Genomic DNA, 22,047 nt, shown 5'->3' with positions numbered 1-22,047 from the left:
GAACCAGCGTTTTCAACCACATCGCTCTCCCGCTTAGATTTTTCTGATGCCAGGACGCTGGAGCTGGACCGATGCAGCCATCTTCATCGTCTTTTTCGTGACGATTCGCTGCGTGTTCATCTGGCTCGCCACCAAGGCCTTCGTCATGATGATCCCCGACGGCGACGCCTGCCCGATGTGCGACGATGAAACACTGGCGATCGAGCGCGTGGGCGGGTGGCGGGTGCTGGGTGAGCGCTTCCGCCGTAGCTGGTGTATTGGCTGCGGCTGGGAAGGGGTGCTCCGGCGGAGCGACGTGTGGTTGTCCGCTGAACGACATCGTAAGCTGGTCAATCAGATCGAGGCATCCATGGCGAAGAGCCGGAGCCATTCGGGCCAGTTGCCGCTCAACTCGAAGAAATCGTCGTAATACACGAGTCCCGCGGCTTCGAGGCGTTCGATCAGGTCACTCAGTGTGTCCTCGCCGACCAGCGGTCCGATCGCGATCAACGACCCTTCGATCCGGAATTCGTCAGGTGTGAGCCCCAGCGCTTCGTCCACCTGAGCGCGGGTCATCTCGACGCGTTCGAACGCCGACTTCCGGATCAGCAAGGTGGGCGCGGTGTTCGGGAGGATCAGCGGCATGAGCGTTCGTGGTCGGCAGGTGAGGATGGGGCAATGTCTCAAGGATATATCGGGATATAGCAGCGCAGGCGGTCGCGGCGGAACTGGCTTGCTACCGCGTCTAGCTTCAAGCGATATGAGCGTACCCCCCACCCACCAGTTGCACTCCACCGCCGGCGCTGCCGCTGCCAGCGATGTCGTCGAGGCGTCGTTCGACGTCGTTGTGATCGGCGCCGGACACGCGGGAACGGAGGCCGCCGTGGCCGCCGCCCGATCGGGTGCCTCGGTGGCGCTGATCACCGGCGCCCTCGAGCAGATCGGACAACTCTCGTGCAACCCGGCCATCGGTGGCATCGCCAAAGGCACAGTGGTGCGTGAAGTCGACGCGTTGGGCGGCATCATGGCGCGCGCCACCGACCTGGCCTCGGTGCAGTTTCGGATGCTCAACCGCGGAAAGGGCCCTGCCGTGTGGGCGCCGCGTGCGCAGTGCGATCGCGGACTTTATCGACGCGCCGTGCGACAGCTGCTCGAAGCGCAGCCGAACCTCGTCACCGTCCAGGGCATGGTGGCCCGGCTGCTGTTCGACGGGAGCGGCGAGCGCGTGTCGGGCGTGGAAACGCTGGAAGGTCGTCGCTTCGGTGCACGCGCGGTCGTGCTCACCACCGGCACGTTCGGTCGCGGCAAGATGCACATCGGCACCGGTACGCAGATCAGCGGCGGTCGCGCCGGTGAAGCCTCGTCGGTGTTGCTCGGCGAACAGCTCGACGCGCTCGGCCTCACCACGGAGCGCTTCAAGACGGGGACGCCGCCGCGCATCGATGGACGCAGCGTGCGTACGAACGATCTCACATTGCAGCACAGCGAAATCGAACAGTTCGACTATTCGTGGTCGCATTTCTGGACGACGCCTCGCGCGGCGCTCATCGACGGTGCGCAACACACGCGTCATCCGGCGCAGATGCCCTGCTGGCTCACGATGCTCGACGAAGCGGGTACGTCGATCATCGCCATGCATCTCGCCGAGTCGGCGATGTACGGTGGTGCGATCGCATCGCGCGGTCCGCGCTATTGCCCGAGTGTCGAAGACAAGGTCGTGAAGTTTCCCGACAAGGCGCAGCACCAGCTCTTTCTCGAGCCGGAGGGACACGACACGAGCGAGCTGTATGTGAACGGGCTGTCGACGTCGCTGCCGGCACCGGTGCAACTCGCCATCCTGCGCAGTGTGCGCGGTCTCGAAGACGTGCGCATGACGCGCGCCGGCTACGCGATCGAGTACGACTATTATCCGCCCACGCAACTGTCCTCGACGCTCGCATCGCGCGCCGTACACGGTCTGTATTTCGCAGGTCAGGTAAACGGCACGACGGGCTACGAAGAAGCGGCCGGACAGGGCGTGATCGCCGGACTGAATGCGGCCCGTTGGGTGCAAGAACGCGAGCCGGTGATCCTCGGTCGCGAGACGAGCTACATCGGTGTGCTCATCGACGATCTGGTCACGCGCGGAGTCGACGAACCGTATCGGTTGTTCACGTCACGCAGCGAATTCCGTCTCACGGTGCGACAGGACAACGCGCTCGCGCGACTCGGCGAGATCGCCGATGGCCTGGGTCTGTTGGCGCCGGCCGAGCAGGCGCAGATGGCGGTGCGTCTGGGCGCGGTGCGCGAGGCATACGCGCTGGCGGAGCGCACAAGCATGACGCCCATGGTAGCCGACCCACTGTTGCTGGCGGTGGGATCGGCGCCCCTGCTGCACGCGGTGCGCGCCATCGAACTCACGCGCCGCCAGGACGTGTCGTTGCAGGTGCTGTTCGCCGCCGCCGGAGTAGGCGACGATCTGCCGGTGGACGCGGTGGTCGGCGCGGAGCTCGAGATCAAGTACGAGCGCTACTTCGAGAAGGAGCGCAATCGCGCCAATCGCCTCAAGGCGCAGGGGTCGGTGTCGTTGCCCGAGTCGCTGGATTACGAGGCGATGACCACGATCTCCATTGAAGCGCGCCAGAAGCTCACGCGCATCCGTCCGGCCACGCTGGCGCAGGCGGGTCAGATCCCCGGCATCAGCCCGGCGGATTTGCAGAACCTGTTGATGGAGCTGCGGCGAACGCTGCCCGAGTAGGTCGCGGTGCGGGGTGCTCGTGCTTGCGGAGGGCGCGTCTGCGGAGGGCGCCGTGTTCTGCGCAAGCACCGCGGTTCACGCGAAGGGCGCGAAGGGCCGCGAAGCACGCGAAGAACAGCAACAGCAAGAGTTGGGTGCTCGCGCAGCGCGGACCGCCCACACCGATCCCCCATTCCATGTTTTTGCTGTTCTTCGCGTCCCTTCGCGACCCTTCGCGAACTTCGCGTGAACCAGATGCCTAGCCGACGGTACCGAGCACGCCGAAAGCACGGCAGTTTGACGCGAAGGGCGCGAAGGGCGCGAAGAATAGCAGCGCGCGTGTGCAAGTTTTTCGGATCGGTTCGTCTCCGAAGAGTGGGCGTCAGGTGCGTGGGTGGCCCACCCGACCGGCTAAAACACTATTCATGATTTTAGTACACGGTGCGCCTATGACGACTTTATAATGATTTTGTACTGTCGCGATAATGCAGCACGTTCTGAAACATCTTTTGTACGGTTCGGCATCAAACTGTGCCGGATTTGACCGAATGTGCAACTTCGGGGTATAAGCGATTCACTAGCACACGCCTTCTTTATAGATGAGGAGAGTCACCATGATCATTCGTTTGTCGAACCGGGCCGTTCGCCCGCTAACCGCCGCCGCATTCGTACTCGGCGCGCTCGCCGCACCCGCACTGGCCACGCACGCCGCCGCGCAGATGTCCATGCCGCAGCCGCCACCGCAGATCGTCGTCTCGGCTCGCGGGGAAGTGCAGGTCGCCCCGGATCGCGCGCAGGTGCAGGTCGGCATGGAAACCCAAGCCAGGACCGCCGCGATTGCCTCGCAGGAAAACAACAAGAAGCAGACGGCGATCCTGGCCGCTATTCGCGCCTTGGGCATTCCCGCTTCGCAGATCCAGACGCTCAACTACAGCGTCATGCCTATTCAGCGATACGATGAAAAGACCCAGCGCGTCATGATCGACGGCTACCGGGTCAGCAACATCGTACAGGTCGAGACCGACAAGATCGAGCAGGCCGGGCCGATCATCGACGCGGCCCTCACCAACGGCGGCAATCGCGTGGCTGGACTCGACTTTCTGGTGAAGGACCGCGCCAAGGCGCAGGAAACGGCCCTCACCAAGGCTGTCGAGAGCGCCCGCCGGCAGGCGGAGGTCGCCGCCAAAGCCGCTGGCGGACAGGTGGCCGAACTGCTCGAACTGAACATCAACGAGTACGAGCGCCCGCAACCCCGCGCGGTCATGGCCATGGCCAAGAGGGAGATGGCCGACGCCTCGGCCCCCACCCCCGTCAGCGAAGGCATGGCCACCATTGCCGTGAGCGTCACCACTCGCTGGCGCTTCACGAAGTAGCAAACGCGGTCGGTCGCACAAGAACGAGAGAACGGGGAGGCCTGACTGTCAGGCCTCCCCGTTTTCTTGGTAACTGTTCCACGTGAAACGGCGTGATCTTGGCCCTCTGAGATCGGCGTACCGCTCGCGGTTCCACGTGAAACGCGGGGAATGGGCAACGAGAGGCAAGAATGCACTGGAACACGCCCAAACGGTTGAATTCGTGCCCCAAACCGCCGCATTGGTCTGCTCACACGATAGTCCACGACCTGAGCGGCACCTATACTACCGCTCCCCGCGCACCCTCCTCGCAGACGACTCTTGGCACGCATCCTCGCTATCGCCAATCAGAAAGGTGGAGTTGGTAAAACCACCACTGCTGTGAACCTCGCCGCCTCGCTCGCCGTGGCCGAACAGCGCACGCTGCTCATCGATGCCGATCCCCAGGGCAACGCCACCAGCGGTTGCGGCATTTCCCGCGACGATTTCACCGTGGACTGCTACGACGTCCTCATCGGCGGTGCCTCCGTCGATCAGGCCCTCATTCGCAACGTCCAGTTCCGCCATCTCGACGTCTTGCCCACCACGCCCGAGCTTTCTGGCGCCGAAGTCGAGCTGGTCGATGCTGAAGACCGCGGCACACGCATGCGCGACGCCCTCGCGCCCATCCGTGATCGCTACGACTTCATTCTCATCGACTGCCCCCCATCACTCGGCCTGATCACGCTGAACATGCTCGTCGCGGCCGACGCGATCCTGATTCCCTTGCAGTGCGAGTACTACGCCCTCGAGGGACTCTCGCAGCTGCTTGGCACCGTGCAGCGCGTGCAGGATTCGCTCAACCCCGAGCTTGAGGTCGACAGCGTCCTCCTCACCATGTACGACGCCCGTCTCAACCTCTCGAGACAAGTCGCGGCCGATGCCCGCGCCCACTTCGGTGACAAAGTGTTCAGTACCGTCGTGCCCAGAAACATCCGGTTGGCCGAAGCGCCAAGCTTCGGCAAACCGATCGTGGTGTATGACGTGTCGTCCGTCGGCGCGCAGGCCTACATGGCCGTGGCCCGCGAGCTCATCGATCGAACCGCAGCCGCATCGAAGCCCGTTGAAGGCGCATAAACTTCATTGCCTCAAGCACTTACGTAGCATTTATGACGCCTGAACCCCCTCGCCGCCTCGGTCGCGGGCTCGATGCCCTCCTGGCGCGACGTGACGCCCCGAAGGACGCCGCCAAGACCGCCGCCACCGGCGCCGACGCGAACGCGGTATCGAACGTAAACGCCGCTGTCGCGCCGAACCTCGAGCGTGAGGAATCCCCGCTCCGTACACTCAAACTCTCGCAGATCCGCGCCAATCCGTATCAGCCGCGTCAGGAGTTTCGGCCGGAGGAGCTGGCCGACCTCGAAGCGAGCCTGCGCGTGAACGGACTGCTGCAACCGATTACCGTCCGCCCTGCCCCGAACGGCACGGGCTACGAGTTGATCGCCGGCGAGCGCCGCTTCCGCGCCGCCTCGCGTTTGGGCTGGACCGAGATCCCCGCGCTCGTGAAGCCGGTCGACGACAAGACGCTCCTGGTTCTCGCCATGATCGAGAACCTTCAGCGCGCCGACCTCGACCCGATCGAAGAGGCCGACGGCTATCAGCGACTCGCCGACGAATTCCAGCTCAGCAACCAGGAAGTGGCCGACGTCGTCGGGAAGGACCGCTCGACCGTCGCCAATGCGCTCCGCCTCCGACAGCTCCCCGCCTCCGTGCGCCGGATGTTGCAGGAGAAGCAACTGACCGCCGGACATGCCCGCGCCATACTTCCGCTCGCCGCCGAGCGCGCGATCGTGGACATGGCCCGTGACATCATCGACGGCGGGCTCTCGGTGCGTGAAGTCGAGCGGCGTGTACAGGCCGGGCGCCCCAAACCCCCTGCCGCTGGCAAGAAGCCATCGGAAGCCGAAACCACAGTTCCCGCCGGCGCCTCAGCCGCCACCGTGCGACAGATCGAAGAGCGCCTACGGCGGAAACTCCAGACGGGCGTGTCCATTCAGCTATCAGCCAAGGACAAAGGCGAAGTCCGCATCGCCTTCTTCTCCAACGATGATCTCGAGCGACTCCTCGAGCTGCTTGGCGTCTCTCTTGACTAGTACGCACTCAGGCGTTTACGAAACACAAAAGCGCCATAATTGATACATCAACGCGCCTAAACATCCGCAAGGATACCTTTATGGTCACGAATCGCTTCTCCCATTTCGCCGCTGGCGCCCTACTCAGTCTCCTCGTCGCTTGCGGCGGCGAGAAGGCTGGAACGACCGCCGACTCCACCGGCGCCAAGAAGATGCGGGTTGCCCTGCTGACTCCGGGTCCGATCTCCGACAAGTCCTGGAACGGCATTGCCCACGAAGGGCTGCTCGCCATCCGCGATTCGCTGGGGGCCGAGACGTCGCACATCCAGACAAAGACGCCGGCCGAGTTCGATGAGAACTTCCGGCAGTACGGTGCGCAGGGCTACGACCTCGTGATCGGCAATGGCTTCGAGTACCAGGAAGCCGCAAGCCGCGTGGCGCCCAGCTATCCGAAGACGAATTACGCCATCACTTCGGGCCGGGTCACGGCGCCGAACCTGGCGGGCCTCGCGTTCGCGTTCGAGGAAGCGTCGTACCAAGCCGGCATGCTGGCTGGCGCGATGACGAAGACGAACAAGATTGGCCTCATTGCCGGCACCGAGTTGCCGCCGGTGAAGACCAGCTTCCTCGCCTTCGAGCGCGGCGCCAAATCGGTCAATCCGAAGGTCAGCATCATCACGTCGTACATCGGCAACTGGGATGACGTGAGCGCCGGCAAGGAACAGGCACTCGCGCAGATCGCGCAGGGCGTGGACATCATTTTGCAAAACGCCGACGCGGCCGGACTCGGCGTGTTTCAGGCCGCGCGTGAGAAGAAGATCCTCGCGTTCGGCACCAACGCCGATCAGAACAGCGTCGCCCCCGACGTCATCATCGCCAGCGTTGTGATCGATTTGCCGAAGGCGTTTCTCATGCTCGCCCGGGAAGTACAGGCCGGTACGTTCAAGGGACGTGTGATCAACCTCGGCGTGAAGGACGACGTCGTGCGTCTCGTGGTGAATCCGACCATGCGCGATCGCGTACCGGCGACGGCGAGGGCGGCGAGCGATTCCGTGGGCGCCATGCTCAAGGCCGGCACCTTCACCGGGCTGACCGATCTACTGCAGGGCACCGACAGCGCAAAGCCTTTGCCGCCGGCGAAGTAAGTCATGTCCACGCCAGCGACGGATCGCATGCTCGCGGCGGCCAGCGGGAACGGCAGCACTCTGCCGTCCGTGCCGCTGCGAGACATCGTGTCAGCGCTCGACGCCGAACTGCGCACGAGTGAACTCCCTGACTATCCGGGCGCGGTGAACGGACTGCAGGTGGCGAACGCCGGTACCGTGCGTCGCGTGGCGGTCGCGGTCGATGCCTCTCGCGCCGCCATCACCGAAGCCGTGATCTCCGGCGCCGACCTACTCATCGTGCACCACGGTTTGTTCTGGAGTGGTGTGCAGCCGCTGGTCGGGATGCAGTACGAGAAGTTCCGCTCGATGCTGGCCGGCGGTCTGGCGGTGTATTCGTCGCACCTGCCGCTGGACTTGCACGCGGTGCATGGCAACAACGTACGATTGGCGCAGGCGCTGGGGCTTACACCCGATGGGGGGTTCGCACGATTCAAGACCGTGGACATTGGCGTAACCGGAGCGGCCAACGAGCCCACCGACGAGCTGGTGCATCGCGTGCAGGCCTTTTCGGCCCGCTACGGCGGCAGCGTGCGCACGTCGATTCCGGCGCAGGGTCGACGTACGCTGCGGTGGGCGATCTGCACCGGTGGCGGCGCGTCGTCGGAGTCGCTGCGCGAAGCGCGGGATCGCGGCGTCGATACGCTCATCGTGGGCGAGGGGCCGCATCACACCACCGTCGATGCGATGGAGCACGACCTGTGTGTGATCTACGCCGGGCATTACGCGACCGAGACACTCGGTGTGCAGGCGCTCGGTGCCTTTCTCGAAACGCGCTTCGGGCTCCCCTGGACCTTCTTGCATCTCCCAACGGGATCGTGATCCCTCCGCGATGGTGACGGCTGCCCGGGCAGGCGCGGTGCTGCTCTCACTGAACGGCATCACGCACGCATTCGGTCGTGTGCGCGCGCTCGAGGGCGCGTCGATGCAGGTCCGTGCCGGCAGCGTGCATGCGTTGCTGGGCGAGAACGGCGCCGGCAAGACCACGCTGATGCGCGTGGTGTTCGGATTGTTGCGCGCCCAGCAGGGCGTGATGCAGTGGCGTGACCAAGCGATCACCATGCGGTCGCCATCAGATGCCCTGGCCCATGGTATCGGGATGGTGCACCAGCATTTCACGCTGGTCCCCACCATGACCGTGTCCGAGAACGTCGCACTGGGTGGACATGGCAGCTTCGATCCGAAACGCGCGGCAGCGCGGGTTCGCGAGGTTGCCGCACGAGCAGGCCTGGCGCTCGATCCAGAGGCGCGCGTGCAGGACCTTCCCGTTGGTGCGCAACAGCGCTGCGAAATCGTGAAGGCGCTCGCGCGCGACGTGACACTGCTCATTCTGGACGAACCCACCGCGGTGCTGGCGCCGGAGGAAGCGGCAGAGTTGCTGCGTTGGATTCGCGGCTATGCCGACGCCGGGAATGCGGTGGTGCTGATCACGCACAAGTTACGCGACGCGCTCGCCGTGGCCGATGACATCACGGTGCTGCACCGCGGACGCACGGTGCTCAGTACGCCGGCACGCGATACCGATCAGACCCGTGTCGCTGACGCGATGCTTGGCGGTGCCCTGGTGCGCACGGCCGATGTCCTCGCCGAAATTGACGCGCCTGATGTGATGGCAAACCGTGTCGAGACTGCACACACCGCGAACGACCACGCCGATGTCGCTCCCCGACCGCCGGTCCTCGCGCTCAACGCGGTTGCGGTGCGTGATGTCAACGGCGTAGAGCGCGTGCGATCGGCCACGCTGCAGGTGCGTGCCGGTGAGATCGTCGGCATCGGCGCCGTGGAAGGCGCCGGCCAACATGAGCTGTTGCGCGTGCTGGCCGGGCGCTTGGCGCCGACGTCCGGTACCCGCGCCATTCCCGAGAGCGTGGGCTTCGTGCCGGAAGATCGACACCGCGATGCCCTGTTGCTCGATGCGCCCCTGTTCGAGAACACGGCGCTGCAGGGTGCCGGCACGCGACGCGGCGTGATCGACTGGAACGGTTTCCGTGCCCGCACGTCTACGCTGCTGCAGCGATTCGATGTGCGTGCATCGGGTGCAGACGCCGTGGCGCGCACACTCTCCGGTGGCAACCAGCAGAAGCTGGTGCTCGGACGCGAACTCGCGGCCGCGCGCGAGGCCCTGGTGGTCGAGAATCCCTCGCGCGGGCTCGATTTTGTCGCGACCGATGCAGTCCATCAGGCGTTGCGGGCAGCGCGCGACGCGGGCATGGCGGTGGTGGTATACAGCAGCGATCTCGATGAAGTGGTGGTGTTGGCCGATCGCGTCTTCGCGATGCACAACGGTACGCTTATCGAGAGCGCGCGGAATCGTGACACGCTGGGCCGCGCCATGCTGAGTGGTGAGGCTGGTGTCACGGTGGGCGCGACTGCAGCAGCAAATGCACAAGCAAATGCAGCAGCAAATGCGGGAGCAAATGCGGGAGCGAACGCATGACGGCGTGGCGCGCGTTCGCGGCCACGACGGCGCGCGTGGTAGTGCTGCTCGGTCTCGCAATCGCCATGCTGGCAGTGTTGCTGATCATCACCGGACATGACGTCGTGCCAGCGTTGTCGGCGATGGTGCGCGGCGCGTTCGGATCGTATTACGCGATCACGTCGGCGACGATCGTGCGTATGGTGCCGTTGGCACTGGCCGGACTCGCGGTCTCGGTAGCCTTTCGCGCGGGCATTTTGAACATCGGTGCGGAGGGTCAGCTGCTCGTGGGTGCGGCGGCGGCCACGGCGATCAGCGGCGCACTCGGTGGTGTGTCGTGGGTTGTCGGCATTCCCGTGATGTTGGTAGCCGGGGCGATCGCCGGCGGCGCGTGGGCCGCGATCGCCGGTGCGTTGCGACTGCGATTCGGCGTGCTGGAAGTGATCAGCACCATCATGCTGAACTTCGTGGCGCAGTATCTCACGGGATGGCTGGTGCGTGGGCCATTGCAGGAACCCACGCGGGTGAATCCGCAGTCGGTGACCCTCGCTCCCGCATTGCAAATGCCGGTGTTGCTCGAGGGCACGCGTCTGCATGCCGGTGTTCTGCTCGTGGTGTTGGTGGCCATCGCGGTGTGGTGGTGGCTACGCAGCACGGCCAGCGGATTCCGGTTGCGGGCGGTGGGTGCCACCCCGACGGCCGCGGCGAGCGCGGGGGGTATCGATGTGCCGCGCACGATCTTCGGAGCGTTTTTGCTGAGCGGTGTGCTGGCGGGGTTGGCGGGCTCGGTGGAATACACGGGCATCACGTACGCGCTGTATGAGAACTTCTCGCCGGGCTACGGCTACACCGCCATCGCCGTGGCGCTGCTGGCGCGTCTGCATCCGCTGGGGGTGTTAGCCACCGCGCTGCTGTTCGGCGCACTCGAAGCCGGTGCGAATGCGATGCAGCGCGATGCTGGCGTGCCGAGTGTGGTCGTGTCGGTGGTGGAAGCGCTGCTGATTCTGTTGGTGTTGGCGGCCGATCGCTGGCGGCCAGCGCGCGCCGATAGGACGGGCATCGACGAGACGGGCACCTGATGCAAGACGTGACCGTCGGTGTGGGCGCCTTGGCCGTGGGCGCGGGCCTGCTGGAAGCGACCGTGCGCACCGCCACGCCATTGGCGTATGCCGCCTTGGGCGAGAGCGTGAGCGAGCGGGCCGGCGTGATCAACATCGGACTCGAGGGCTCGATCATCGCGGGCGCGCTCAGCGCGACGATCGCGGCGGGGTCGATCGGTGTGGGTGGGGGATTCGCAGCGGGGGCGATGGCCGGGCTGCTGGTCGCGGCCCTCTTCGCCCTGTTCGCCGTGGGGCTGCGTGCCGACCAAATCATTACGGGGACGGCGATCACGCTCTTTGCGCTCGGGCTGACCGGCACGGTGTATCGCACGGTGTACGGGTCGGGCGGTGTGGCCTTGACCACGCCGACCGCCGCCACGCACGCGCTGCCGGGCTTGTCCGCGTTGCCACTGATCGGTCGTGCCTTCTTCGCGCAGCCGCTGGCGACGTATGCGCTGTACCTGATTGCACCGCTATTGGCGTGGTGGATGCAGCGAACCCATGCAGGGCTGGCGCTGCGGGCAGTCGGCGAATACCCCGAGGCTGCTGTTTCGGCGGGCATCTCGACTCGGCGAACTCAACTATTCGCCGTTCTCTTTGCCGGAGCGATGGCGGGTCTGGCCGGGGCTACGCTCGTGCTGGCTCAAGCGGGAACGTTCGTGGAGGGGATGTCCGCCGGACGCGGCTTTATCGCCATTGCCATCGTGGTGTTGGGACGGTGGCGCCCGCTAGGCGTGGCGGCGGCAGCCCTGCTCTTCGGCCTCGCCACCTCACTGCAGACGCTTTTTCAGGCAATGGGATGGACGGGTATCCCGTACCAGCTGTTTCTCGCGGTCCCGTATCTGCTCACCTTGGTGGTACTGGCCGTCACCGCCAAACGGGGGCGCCGCTTCGTGGTATGAAGTGTGCCATTCCGTACGGGTACACACTTGACGAGGGATACGCATGACGACCCAACGAACCGGCCGCGTGAACACGCGCCTGCTGTTGCTTGCGGTGATGGCGAGCTCGACCGTAAGCGGTTGCGCCAGCTTGAGCCAGAAGGAAACGGGTGCCGTGATCGGTGCCACCGCCGGTGGCGTGGCCGGCGGCGTGATCGGCCGCAACAACGGATCCACGGCCAAGGGCGCCATTCTCGGCGCGGCAGTGGGCGGCGCCATCGGCGCCGTGATCGGTCACCAGATGGACCAGCAGGCCAAGAAGATCGAGCAGCAGGTCGCCGGCGCCACGGTGGAGCGCGTTGGCGAAGGCATTCAGGTCACCTTCGCGAGCGGACTGCTCTTCGACTTCGACAGCGATAAGATCCGCGGTGAAGCGGCCACCAACCTGCGCAGCCTCGCGCAGAGCCTGACCGAGTATCCGAAGTCCGACCTGCTCATTGTCGGACACACCGATGCAGTGGGCGACGACAACTACAATCAGTCGCTCTCCGAACGTCGCGCCCGCGCGACCGCCGACTATCTCGTGTCACAGGGCATCTCGCGCGACCGCCTCCGCACGTCGGGACGTGGCGAGTTGGAGCCGATCGCCAACGCTGACGATCAGAAGAACCGTCGCGTGGAAGTCGCGATCTATGCGAGCGACGCGTACAAGGCGGAGCTGAAGAAGGGCAACAACTAACGACAGCCAACAGCAACAACTACAAAATAGCTAGACCACGGATTTTCACCGATCGAACGCGGATAAGCAGAGAACTGCTTGCTTATCCGTGGCGGTTTCGGTGAAGATCCGTGGTCTAGTTGTTTGTTGTGGTCGAGTTGTTCGTTGTACTAAAACCGATAGATCGCCGCGATGCCGGTGATCGACGGCATGCGGTCGCGCGGCACCATCACCACCTCGCCGCCCATGCGCAGCACGATCTCGGCAAGATCATCGAGAATATCGTCGACGTGCGGATCGTCCAACTCGCCGTGTGAGACGTGCGCCGTCGCGCGATCCACGCGGCCCGGCACGACACGATCATCGTCGACCAGCAACGTGCGCACGCGTCCACCGAGCGCCGCCATGGCGACATCGGAAAGACCGTCCGATGCAAGGCCACGCGGAAGGCCAGCACCGTATTCGTCCATGAAACCCTGGAGTCGGGCCGTGTATCTTGGCTCGACGATCTCCCAGGCCTTCTGGCGGAGCTCATCGGGCGAGAACGCATCGGGATTGCCGGCGATCGCGTCAGGCAACAGCAACGCGATGTGACTCACCTCCCGGTACAGCGCGTGATGCTCCGGGAGCGCCGCGAGCACCATCGGCAAGCCGGAATGCTTCGCGTGATGCTCGTGAATCGCGCGGTCGACGACGCGGAAGAATCGCTCAGTATCCTTGTCGATCTCATCTTTGCGCGAGCCCGATCCGGCGTGCATTGCGATCTGCGCCCCGCCGTGGCCGAGCTGCCCGACGGAGTTGAACGCGGTGTGCGCTTCCGTGACTTCCTCGCCAAGTGCTTCGGTGAGCGTGCGCGGCACCGATGCGTGCAGCACGATCTCGTCAACGGAATCACGATTGCCGTGAAAGAGTCGCACGTGATCCCGCGTGATCGCCAACAGCTGAAACCGGTCGGCCGACTGCAGCACGCGTAACAACGGTTTGATGTGAAACGAATCGGCGACAATAGCGCGCTCGGGAACTGCGCGCTGGAGCTTGTACACCTTGTAGAAGTCGGCGTGCAGAAACACGGCCAGCCCATCGAGCGAATGGGACCAGAATCGATCGCTGTCGGCCAGCGCATGCAAAGGGGCGGTGAACGCCTCCAGTTCGGCGGCGCCAAGCACTTCAGTCAACGACGACTCCGCCTGACGCAGCAAATTACGAAAGCGCACCACGTCTTGTTGCGACCCGGGGAAACGTCGACCGGTGGGGAGGTAGATCGACACGCAGGGACCCGTTCGATCGACCAGCAGCTCCGGGAAGTGTTCGACCGTTGGCGTGGTCAGCGTCATAGCGGCATCCCTTGGTCGACGGTGGGTCGATCGAATGGATCGATGCCCTTGGGCGGACGCAGCTTCGCCAAGCGCTTGTCCAGCACACGCACGAGCTTATCGCGCGCGCCATGAAACGCCGCCGAGAGCGTGGCGGCCGCGTGCGTCACGGCCGTCGGATCCTGCCCGGAAACGCGCGCTTCGAGCGTGCACTCCTTATCGGATGCACCGGACTTATCGGCGTTCGCATCACGAAAGTGGACTTCGATGCGGGTAACCTGGCTCGAAAAGCGACTAAGCGATCGCTTGAGCTCGGTCTCGACCTCACGCATCGCCTCGTCCCGGCCGTCCACGTGATTGTCCGTATTCAGCTGAATGAGCATATCCTCTCGCTGTCAGGGGGAAACCTGGAAAGAGTGCACGCCTTATGCCGTGCCAGCGGGTGAGCGCGGTGGGGCGTAATCTCCTGTAGCTACGGTCCGCCTTGTACCCCGCTGTCCCCTCAGATACTCCGCCCTATGACGATGTCGAACCTCCTGCGGTGCGCGGTGCTTGCATCCGTCGCCACGCCGGCCCTACTCAGCGCGCAGAACCGCAAGCCGGTTACCGATGAAGCCGCCGTGATGGCCAGTGCGAAGGCCGTCCATGCGTCCGTGCTGTCGATCGACACGCATGTCGATATCGCGCCCACCAACTTCTCCGCGACCGGGCCGAACTACACGCAGAAGTTGCCGCGCACGCAGGTCGATCTCGCCAAGATGGAAGAAGGCGGCTTGGTGGGCGCCTTCCTGGTGGTGTACGTGGGACAATCGCCCAAGCTCGACGACGCCGCATTCGCCAGCGCCAATGCGCAGGCGCTCGAGAAGTTCGACGCGATTCACCGACTCACCGAACAGCTGGCGCCTTCACGATCCGAGATCGCGTACACCGCGGCCGATGCCAGACGCATCCACGCCGCCGGCAAGCGCGTCATCTTCATCGGTGTCGAGAACGGTTTTCCGATCGGCGCCGACATCACGAACGTGCAGAAGTTCTTCGATCGCGGCGGCCGGTACCTGTCGCTCGCGCACAATGGTCATAGCCAGCTTTCCGATTCGAACACCGGTGAGCGCGACGGCGTGTGGCTGCACAACGGCCTCAGCCCCCTCGGCCGGCAAGTGATCACCGAAATGAATCGACTCGGCATGATGATCGACGTCTCCCATCCGTCGAAGCAGTCGATGCTGCAAACGATCGCACTCTCGACGGCGCCGATCATCGCGTCGCATTCGGGCGTTCGCGCGATCTGCAATCACAGCCGCAACATGGACAATGAGCAGCTCACGGCGCTCAAGAAGAACGGCGGCGTGATCCAGCTCGTGGCGTTCAACAGCTATGTGAAGTGCGATCCGACGCGGGACGTCCCGCGTGAACAGGCCCGCGCCGCCGCGATGACCGATCTGCGCGCGGAGTTCGGCATCACCGCGACCGATCGTCGCGAACAGCAGTCGCAGATCCAGGCACTCGCCGATGAGAAGCGCAACGCGTACCTCGCGAAGCAGGAAGACATCACGGCGCGCCGCTATCCGTCGGATCCGCCGGCCACCGTGAAGGACTTCGTGAACCACATTGATTACGTGGTGAAGCTGATCGGCATCGACCACGTGGGCATCAGCTCCGACTTCGACGGCGGTGGCGGCGTGGACGGCTGGCGCAACGCGTCGGAATCGCTGAACGTCACGACGGAACTCGTGCGCCGCGGTTACTCAAAGGACGAGATCGCAAAAATTTGGGGCGGGAATTTGCTCAGAGTCATGGAACGCGTGGAAAAGGCCGCAACAGCGAAGTAAGGGGTGCGGAGTACGGGGTAGGGAGAGTGTGACTCACTACCCCCTACCCCCTACTCCCTACCCCCTACTTCGCAGTTGCAATTAGACCGCCTCGGACAGACTCGTAAAATTGAAATCCCGCGCCTTGATCGACGGCATCACCACGTCCCCGCCCTGCTCTGTGCCGGCCAGACGCTCCGGCCGTCCGAGTGCCTCGATGTTGTTCAACAGGAACAACGGCGACTCATTGAACCGGAAGTTGCGCAGCGACTTCGTGATCTTGCCGTTCTCCACCAGGAACGTGCCGTCGCGCGTGAGTCCGGTGTAGAGCACCGTGCGCGGATCGACTTCGCGCAGATACCACAGGCGAGTGACCAGAATGCCTCGTGTGGTGCCCTTGATGAGATCCTCCACCGACTGCGTACCGCCGGCCATCTTGAACGTGCTCGGGCCACCGGTCGGTGTCTTGCTCTGCTTCTTTGCCCAGAAGCGTGAGTAGATGAGCTGTTTCAGCACGCCGTTCTCGATCCACACCTGTCGGCCGAGGGGCATGCCTTCGAAATCCCAAGGACGCCCCAGCAGCTGCGGGTCAGCGGGATCGGAAAAGATCGTGACGCGGTCATCCACGATCTTTTCGCCCACCTTGTTGCCGCCGCCCTGCTTCACGAACGGACTGCGTCCTTCATCGGCGCTGCGCGCGTCGGCGTAGTTCGCGATCAGCTGCACGAGATCACCGACCGCCTGCGGCTCAAGAATCACCGTGTAGCGACCAGGTTCGAGCGCCACCGGCTTCTGCGACAGGCGCGCCTTCTGCACAGCCGTCTCGGCGACGCGACGGGCATCGATTTGCGCCCAGTCGGCATGATCGGCAGCGGCCCATCCGGATCCCGTGCCGTCGCTCGTGCGCGCCGTGAGCGTGTAGTTCACGTTGGTGCTGCGATGATACGCGAACATGCCGGTGCTGTTACCGATCGCGAGCGCGCCGGCCGTGTTCACGAGGTAGCCGGCCGCTTTCACATCGCCCGCTTTGCGCGCCATGTCGAGTGCGATGAGGGCGGCCTTCGCGCGATCGTCGGCCGTGAGCGACGCCGAGGATTCGAAGTACGAGTTCACTGGGGTGTACGGCTGGGACCCGAGCTGCGGCATCGCTTCCGGATCGTCCGGGGCCAATCGCGCCAGCCGCTCGCTCTGCTCGACCGCGCGCTTGATGGCTTCGTCGGACAGATCGTTGGTGGTGACCACCGCGTGCTTGCGGCCGAACGCGCTCTGAATGCCCAGCTGTGCGTCGGTGGTGGCACCGGCGGTCGAGACCTGATTGTCGGCGAAGCGGATGTTGCCCTGCGTGTACGTGTTGACCTGCACATCCACCGCATCGGCCTTCGACATCTTCACCGCCTTCTCGACGATGGCCATGGCCTGCTCACGCGTGAGCATCGCGTCGTTGGCACTTCCGCGTTCGCGCATCAGGCCTTCCTCCCGGTGTTGATCACATTGACGTTCTTGAAGCGCGCCGGTGGTGAGCCATGACTGACCGCGTTCACCTGCGGCGGCTGACCCTTACCGTCGAAAAAGCTGCCGCCGAGGACATAGCTCGACTTGCCGCCGATCATATCCATCGAGTTCCAGAAGTCCGGTGTGCGGATCTGATACGCGACATCCTTCAGCACACCCACGATCTTGCCGCCCTTGATCTCGTGGAACGTCTGCCCGCCGAACTGTGCGTTGAAGCGCTGCTGATCGATCGAGAAACTGCCATCGCCCTGGATGAGAATGCCGCGATCGGTGGCCGACACGAGGTCGTTGATCGACTGCTCCTTCTCACCTGGCAGCAGCGACACATTCGGCATGCGCTGGAATTGCACATTGTCCCATCCCTGCGCGTACGAGCACCCATGGGAGCGCACCGGCCGGCCGTTCTTGTCGTACCACCAGCGCAGCCACGGGGCTTGTTCGCGCGTGGTCTGATAGTCGTTGAACAGGCCGTTCTTGACGATCAGGAACTCATCGGGCTTCACGCCGTCATCGTCCCAGCCGATAGTGGACAGACCGCCTTCCTGTGTGCGATCGCCCTGGATGTTCATGATGCTCGGGCCGTACTTGAGCGTGCCGAGCATCTTCTCCGGCGGCGCCACGAAACTCGTGCCGGCATAGTTGGCTTCGTAGCCCATCGCGCGATCGAGCTCGGTGGGATGACCGATGCTCTCGTGAATCGTGAGCCACAGATTGGCCGGGTCGAGCACGAGGTCATAGCGCCCCACGTCCACCGGCTTCGCGGTGAGCTTGGCGGCGGCTTCCTCACCCCACTTCGGCGCATTGCCCACCAAGTCCGACGCCAGCACATACTCCCAGCCGCGGGCCATCGGCTGCATCATGTTCGCGCGATTCTGGAAGTCGGAGAAATCGGACGACACCGCCGTGATCTGCATCGTGGGCCACGACCGCACCGTGTCCTGCTGAGTCACTGACCCATCGGTGTTGGCGTAGTTGCGTTCGTCCTTCACGAAGAAGAAGCCGCTGAACACGTACTTCACATTCTTCGTCTTCATCGCGGCGGCGTTCGCCTTGAGCAGCAAGTCCGCCTTCTGCTCCACCGGAATGTCGAACGGGTCCTGCACGTAGGCGCCCTTCCACTTACCATCGGCCACCACCGGTGACGGCAGCCATTCGATGGGACGCGCCCGTGCGATGCGCGAGGCCTTCGCAATCGCCACCGCTTCACGCGCCGCCGCGGCCGCCCCGTCGTTGGTGAGCACGCGCGTCGCGGCAAAGCCCCACGTGCCATCGACCAGCGCACGCACACCAATGCCCACGGTATCGGTGTCGACCACCTGCTGAATCTGCTGTTCGCGCGTGAACACGAAATTCTGGCGCTGACGGCTGCAGCGCACGTCGGCGTAGCTAGCGCCGGCCATCTTCGCCGCATTCAGCGCGGCGTTCATCAATTCCTTTACCCCCGGAATGTCCGCGAACGTCTCGAGCGTGCGCGCGTCAGGCGCCGACGAGGCACCGAGCAATCGGGGGAGGGCAGCCAGCGAACTGCCGGCCAGCAGCGAAGCACCGAACGCGGCGCCTCCCTGCTTCATGAAGTCACGGCGGGAAGTCATGAGGACAGAGTACGGGGTAGGGAGTCTGGAGTACGGGGAGGGGGGTAGGGTGAGAGCGCTCTCCGTACCCCGTACCCCCTACTCCATACTTCGCAGTTACCCCAGCAGAAGTTGCAGCTCTTCCCGCCCGACCCCCGCCAGTCCGCCCTTATCCTCGCTAAGAATGGCATCCGCCAGGGCCCGCTTGCTGGCCTGCAGCTCGAGGATCTTGGACTCGATCGTATCACGCGCCACGATACGCGTCGCAATCACCTGACTCGTTTGGCCGATCCGATGCGCCCGGTCGATCGCCTGCGCTTCCACCGCCGGATTCCACCACGGATCGAGCAGATACACGTACTCGGCCGCCGTCAGGTTGAGCCCGTGTCCGCCGGCCTTGAGGCTGATGAGGAACAGCGGCGGACCATCGGCCGACTGGAACCGATCCACGCGAGCCTGCCGGTCACGGGTGCGGCCGTCCAGATACTCGTACGGCACTTCGAGCGCATCGAGACGCGCCCGCAGCAACGACAGGAAGCTCGTGAACTGCGAGAACACCAGCACCTTGTTGCCCTCGGCCGCGATCTCCTGCAGCGCCGGCACGACCGCGTCGAGTTTGGCCGACGGCAGCGAGGCCTTGGTCGGATCGACCAGCGCCGGATGACACGCCGCCTGACGAAGCCGCAGCAGCGCCTCGAGGATGTGCATGCGCGACTTGCCGATGCCATCGCGCTCCACGCGATCGAGCAGACTCGTGGCGTACTGACTACGCAGCTGCTCGTAGAACGCGCGCTGCTTGGGCTCGAGCTCCACCTCGATGGTTTGCTCGATCCGCGCCGGCAGTTCCTTCGCCACCATCGCCTTCGTGCGGCGCAGCACGACCGGTCGCAGCGCGCGTGACAACAGCTCCTGCGCCGACACACCGGTACCGGCCGGCATGCCCGGTCGCAACGCCGCCAGTGTGCGCGTGGCCGAGCTGAACGTCGTGGCCGCACCCAGCATACCGGGATTGAGGAACTCGAACAGACTCCAGAGTTCCTCGATGCGATTCTCGATCGGCGTGCCGCTCAACGCGAGTCGGTGATCGGCCTGCAGCAACCGACACGCCTTGGCGGTGGCGGTGCCGGCGTTCTTGATTGCCTGCGCTTCGTCGAGAATCACGTAGTCGAATCGACGCGAGCCAAGACGCGCGATATCGCGACGCAACGTGCCGTACGTGGTGATGGCCAAGTGCGCGTCAACGGTGTCGAGATCCTCGACCGAGCGTTCGGCGTGACTGAGGTCGTGCACCTTGAGCGCCGGCGTGAAGCGCGCGGCCTCACGCACCCAGTTGAACACGAGCGAGCGCGGCACCACCAGCAACGACATGCCGGTACCTTCTTCGCGTCGCGCTTCGAGCATCGCCAGCACTTGAATCGTCTTACCCAGGCCCATGTCATCGGCCAGGCAACCACCCAGCGCAAAGCGACGCAGGAACCCGAACCACGACAACCCTTCTTCCTGATAGCCGCGCAGCGTGCCCACGAAGCCACGCGGCACGGGGATCGCATTGATCCCCTGGAACTTCTTCAGTTCCGCGCGACCCGACGCCAGCGTTTCGTCGACATCCACATCGGGCAAGGCCGCCAGCAGCACATCGAGCAACGCCAGCTGCGACGAACGGAATCGGATGCCATCGCCACGACGCACGCCGATCGCCAGCAGCGCGCGCAGTTCGTCGAGTGATTCATCCGGGAGAAAGCCGATCACACCGTTGCCGAACTCGATCAGTTCGTTGCCTTCGTCCATGGCGGTGAGCAGCTGCGACAACGTGAGCTCGTAGTCACCGTAGCGCAGTGTGCCGGTGAGATCGAACCAGTCGATCCCCGAGCTCACGCGCACCTGCAACGGACTCGGTGCCACGAACGTCGCACCATCGGACTCGATCAGCCATCCCTCGCGCACGAGTGCGGAGATGAGCCGCGGCAACGTGTGCGGCTGCACCACCAGCGACATGCGGCTTTCGGCGTACGAATACATCTCCTGCGCGCCGAGGGCACGCAAACGCGTCATCGCATTGCGTTCGGCCGCCGCGCGGCGACGATACAATGTGCGCGTTTTTTTGTCGAAGCAGGTCGAGGCCGTAGACGCGGCATCCACGAACTCCGCGCCATAGCGGAAGCGCAACGTGAGCCAGGACGGCGATGTGCGCCAGGAACCCGCGCCCGCGGTGACGCGCACCATCGGCACCGGAGCCGCGTCGCTCTCGATGTGCATTTCGCCGGCCGGCAACGACAGACGCGGCATGTTGGGCAGCGCGTGATACTCCGCCAGGAACGACGACGGATCATCGCCCAGTTCGAACTCCCCGGCCGTCCACAGCTTCTGCACCAACGGCCACACCTGATCGCTGTCGAGTCGCGAGAGTGTGTTGTCGAACAGCACCAGTCCCGATTCGTGTATCCAGTTCGCGTCGCTGAGCGGGCGAACGGCGTCGCCGCGAAGCAGTTCGCCCACCAACTGGTATTGCTCCGGGGTAGGCCGATCGAGGCGCATGGCGACCTGCCACGGCGCAGCATCATCCCACGAAATCATGCGCGTGTCCAGCGACGGCCGATTGCTCCGCAACCGCGCGCGACCCGTGTCACAGATCATGCGCAACGTGGTGTGATACGCCCGCGGGCGCACGATAAATCCACCAGTCGGCATGGTGGCGATGCCCTGTGCATCCGAGCTGCCCAGCAGCATTTCGGCTATCTGCCGATCCACCGGATCAGGCGCGTTGCACCACGCGTCGATGGAGTACTGAAAGTGCTTCGGCTCTTCCCACACGCTGTCGCGATCGCGGCGCTGCGTCGTGATTTCCACGCGCACCCCGCGGTGCTGCGCGCTCTCGGTGAGATGCACGAGATACACGATGCGCCGATCGGCCGGGAGCGAGGTGGCGCGGTTGGTGACGCGCGTTTCGGTGAACACCGACCGCTGGCGACCGCTGGTGTCGCGCAGCGCCGTTTGCCACTCCGGCACGGGGGCACCCTTGGTCTCGACCGCGCGCGGCTGGGGCTTCATCACCGCCAGCGCATGACGCTCGAAGGTGACCTGCGGCTCGGCATTCGACGAGGCCGCCGTCTCGAGCAGCGGCGCCAGTGTGCCCTGTGCGTCCAGCACGCGCAGCAGCGCCCAGAGATGCTTGCAGGCGCCATGCTCCTGCCCGTGCGGGCAGGTACAGCCGAGGTGCAGACGCCCCGGGCGCGGGCGCAGGAACACTCCATACGTGCGAGTGCCCTGCACCGCGGCGGTGGCCGCAACGGCATCGACGTGCTCGAGGGTGAGCACGAAGGGATCGATGTACGCTTCCCCGCGTTCACGTACATCCGGCGGAAAGCACTGCTCAAGCAAGACGGGAATCATGACCAGCGAAGTCTAAC

18 protein-coding genes are annotated in these 22,047 nt (G+C 64.6%); 12 read left to right on the top strand and 6 right to left on the bottom strand.

The window, feature by feature from the left end:
* Positions 1 to 46: 46 nt before the first annotated feature.
* A complete protein-coding gene (locus RMP10_RS01765) occupies positions 47 to 409 on the top strand; it encodes a hypothetical protein (RefSeq protein WP_310568769.1) in 363 nt (120 codons plus the stop codon).
* On the opposite strand, the gene RMP10_RS01760 is transcribed toward RMP10_RS01765, so the two are convergent.
* Positions 334 to 624, bottom strand: a complete 291-nt coding sequence (locus RMP10_RS01760; RefSeq protein ID WP_309671159.1) for a hypothetical protein — start codon at positions 622 to 624, stop codon at positions 334 to 336. The genes RMP10_RS01765 and RMP10_RS01760 overlap by 76 nt on opposite strands.
* A gap of 115 nt (positions 625 to 739) precedes the next feature.
* Here RMP10_RS01760 and mnmG point away from each other — a divergent pair, with 115 nt between their 5' ends.
* The 10 genes from mnmG (at position 740) to RMP10_RS01710 (ending at position 12,457) form a co-directional block, all read left to right on the top strand.
* Positions 740 to 2,716: a tRNA uridine-5-carboxymethylaminomethyl(34) synthesis enzyme MnmG gene (mnmG, locus tag RMP10_RS01755; RefSeq protein WP_310568768.1), complete on the top strand. Its 1,977-nt coding sequence runs from the start codon at positions 740 to 742 to the stop codon at positions 2,714 to 2,716.
* Positions 2,717 to 3,309: 593 nt separating this feature from the next.
* A complete protein-coding gene (locus tag RMP10_RS01750) occupies positions 3,310 to 4,068 on the top strand; it encodes an SIMPL domain-containing protein (protein ID WP_310568767.1) in 759 nt (252 codons plus the stop codon).
* A gap of 300 nt (positions 4,069 to 4,368) precedes the next feature.
* A complete protein-coding gene (locus tag RMP10_RS01745; RefSeq protein WP_309671156.1) occupies positions 4,369 to 5,163 on the top strand; it encodes an AAA family ATPase in 795 nt (264 codons plus the stop codon).
* 32 nt (positions 5,164 to 5,195) lie between these two features.
* A complete protein-coding gene (locus RMP10_RS01740) occupies positions 5,196 to 6,179 on the top strand; it encodes a ParB/RepB/Spo0J family partition protein (RefSeq protein WP_310568766.1) in 984 nt (327 codons plus the stop codon).
* An 80-nt stretch (positions 6,180 to 6,259) separates the two neighbouring features.
* Complete coding sequence (locus RMP10_RS01735) at positions 6,260 to 7,303, top strand: BMP family protein (RefSeq protein WP_310568765.1); 1,044 nt, start codon at positions 6,260 to 6,262, stop codon at positions 7,301 to 7,303.
* A 3-nt stretch (positions 7,304 to 7,306) separates the two neighbouring features.
* Positions 7,307 to 8,143, top strand: coding sequence for a Nif3-like dinuclear metal center hexameric protein (locus RMP10_RS01730; protein ID WP_310568764.1), 837 nt, complete (start codon positions 7,307 to 7,309; stop codon positions 8,141 to 8,143).
* 10 nt (positions 8,144 to 8,153) lie between these two features.
* A complete protein-coding gene (locus RMP10_RS01725) occupies positions 8,154 to 9,758 on the top strand; it encodes an ATP-binding cassette domain-containing protein (RefSeq protein WP_310568763.1) in 1,605 nt (534 codons plus the stop codon).
* Positions 9,755 to 10,816 carry an ABC transporter permease gene (locus RMP10_RS01720; protein WP_310568762.1) on the top strand — a complete coding sequence of 354 codons (1,062 nt, stop codon included), beginning with the start codon at positions 9,755 to 9,757 and terminating at the stop codon, positions 10,814 to 10,816. The genes RMP10_RS01725 and RMP10_RS01720 overlap by 4 nt, the downstream gene beginning before the upstream one ends.
* On the top strand, positions 10,816 to 11,739 hold the full coding sequence (locus tag RMP10_RS01715; RefSeq protein ID WP_310568761.1) for an ABC transporter permease: 924 nt from the start codon (positions 10,816 to 10,818) through the stop codon (positions 11,737 to 11,739). Before RMP10_RS01720 ends, RMP10_RS01715 begins: the two co-directional genes overlap by 1 nt.
* Before the next feature lie 43 nt (positions 11,740 to 11,782).
* Positions 11,783 to 12,457 (top strand): OmpA family protein, encoded by a 675-nt coding sequence (locus RMP10_RS01710; protein ID WP_310568760.1) that lies wholly within the window; start codon positions 11,783 to 11,785, stop codon positions 12,455 to 12,457.
* 149 nt (positions 12,458 to 12,606) lie between these two features.
* Here RMP10_RS01710 and RMP10_RS01705 read toward each other — a convergent pair whose 3' ends face one another.
* Together RMP10_RS01705 and RMP10_RS01700 are read right to left on the bottom strand one after the other, a co-directional pair.
* Positions 12,607 to 13,770 (bottom strand): hypothetical protein, encoded by a 1,164-nt coding sequence (locus RMP10_RS01705; RefSeq protein WP_310568759.1) that lies wholly within the window; start codon positions 13,768 to 13,770, stop codon positions 12,607 to 12,609.
* Positions 13,767 to 14,132, bottom strand: a complete 366-nt coding sequence (locus RMP10_RS01700) for an HPF/RaiA family ribosome-associated protein (RefSeq protein WP_310568758.1) — start codon at positions 14,130 to 14,132, stop codon at positions 13,767 to 13,769. Before RMP10_RS01700 ends, RMP10_RS01705 begins: the two co-directional genes overlap by 4 nt.
* A gap of 135 nt (positions 14,133 to 14,267) precedes the next feature.
* On the opposite strand from RMP10_RS01700, the gene RMP10_RS01695 reads away from it, so the two are divergent.
* Positions 14,268 to 15,578 carry a dipeptidase gene (locus tag RMP10_RS01695; protein ID WP_310568757.1) on the top strand — a complete coding sequence of 437 codons (1,311 nt, stop codon included), beginning with the start codon at positions 14,268 to 14,270 and terminating at the stop codon, positions 15,576 to 15,578.
* An 81-nt stretch (positions 15,579 to 15,659) separates the two neighbouring features.
* Here the strand turns inward: RMP10_RS01695 and RMP10_RS01690 are convergent, their stop codons facing one another.
* The 3 genes from RMP10_RS01690 to RMP10_RS01680 form a co-directional block, all read right to left on the bottom strand.
* Positions 15,660 to 17,021 (bottom strand): TldD/PmbA family protein, encoded by a 1,362-nt coding sequence (locus tag RMP10_RS01690; RefSeq protein WP_310568756.1) that lies wholly within the window; start codon positions 17,019 to 17,021, stop codon positions 15,660 to 15,662.
* Complete coding sequence (locus tag RMP10_RS01685) at positions 17,021 to 18,661, bottom strand: TldD/PmbA family protein (protein ID WP_310568755.1); 1,641 nt, start codon at positions 18,659 to 18,661, stop codon at positions 17,021 to 17,023. Before RMP10_RS01685 ends, RMP10_RS01690 begins: the two co-directional genes overlap by 1 nt.
* Positions 18,662 to 18,757: 96 nt before the next feature.
* On the bottom strand, positions 18,758 to 22,030 hold the full coding sequence (locus tag RMP10_RS01680; protein WP_310568754.1) for a DEAD/DEAH box helicase: 3,273 nt from the start codon (positions 22,028 to 22,030) through the stop codon (positions 18,758 to 18,760).
* Between the last annotated feature and the right edge of the window lie 17 nt (positions 22,031 to 22,047).

The organism is Gemmatimonas sp., from assembly GCF_031426495.1.
Taxonomy (GTDB): domain Bacteria; phylum Gemmatimonadota; class Gemmatimonadetes; order Gemmatimonadales; family Gemmatimonadaceae; genus Gemmatimonas.
The sequence above is the reverse complement of the archived record's forward strand: the minus strand, read 5'-3'. Positions and strand labels throughout refer to the sequence as shown.

Coding starts and splice junctions, on each gene's coding strand:
- RMP10_RS01725 (WP_310568763.1), top strand. CDS start 8,154: ATGGTGACGGCTGCCCGGGCAGGCGCGGTGCTGCTCTCACTGAACGGC.
- RMP10_RS01715 (WP_310568761.1), top strand. CDS start 10,816: ATGCAAGACGTGACCGTCGGTGTGGGCGCCTTGGCCGTGGGCGCGGGC.
- RMP10_RS01760 (WP_309671159.1), bottom strand. CDS start 624: ATGCCGCTGATCCTCCCGAACACCGCGCCCACCTTGCTGATCCGGAAG.
- RMP10_RS01750 (WP_310568767.1), top strand. CDS start 3,310: ATGATCATTCGTTTGTCGAACCGGGCCGTTCGCCCGCTAACCGCCGCC.
- RMP10_RS01705 (WP_310568759.1), bottom strand. CDS start 13,770: ATGACGCTGACCACGCCAACGGTCGAACACTTCCCGGAGCTGCTGGTC.
- RMP10_RS01710 (WP_310568760.1), top strand. CDS start 11,783: ATGACGACCCAACGAACCGGCCGCGTGAACACGCGCCTGCTGTTGCTT.
- RMP10_RS01735 (WP_310568765.1), top strand. CDS start 6,260: ATGGTCACGAATCGCTTCTCCCATTTCGCCGCTGGCGCCCTACTCAGT.
- RMP10_RS01680 (WP_310568754.1), bottom strand. CDS start 22,030: ATGATTCCCGTCTTGCTTGAGCAGTGCTTTCCGCCGGATGTACGTGAA.
- RMP10_RS01720 (WP_310568762.1), top strand. CDS start 9,755: ATGACGGCGTGGCGCGCGTTCGCGGCCACGACGGCGCGCGTGGTAGTG.
- RMP10_RS01695 (WP_310568757.1), top strand. CDS start 14,268: ATGACGATGTCGAACCTCCTGCGGTGCGCGGTGCTTGCATCCGTCGCC.
- RMP10_RS01730 (WP_310568764.1), top strand. CDS start 7,307: ATGTCCACGCCAGCGACGGATCGCATGCTCGCGGCGGCCAGCGGGAAC.
- RMP10_RS01700 (WP_310568758.1), bottom strand. CDS start 14,132: ATGCTCATTCAGCTGAATACGGACAATCACGTGGACGGCCGGGACGAG.
- RMP10_RS01765 (WP_310568769.1), top strand. CDS start 47: ATGCCAGGACGCTGGAGCTGGACCGATGCAGCCATCTTCATCGTCTTT.
- RMP10_RS01690 (WP_310568756.1), bottom strand. CDS start 17,021: ATGCGCGAACGCGGAAGTGCCAACGACGCGATGCTCACGCGTGAGCAG.
- RMP10_RS01685 (WP_310568755.1), bottom strand. CDS start 18,661: ATGACTTCCCGCCGTGACTTCATGAAGCAGGGAGGCGCCGCGTTCGGT.
- RMP10_RS01740 (WP_310568766.1), top strand. CDS start 5,196: ATGACGCCTGAACCCCCTCGCCGCCTCGGTCGCGGGCTCGATGCCCTC.
- mnmG (WP_310568768.1), top strand. CDS start 740: ATGAGCGTACCCCCCACCCACCAGTTGCACTCCACCGCCGGCGCTGCC.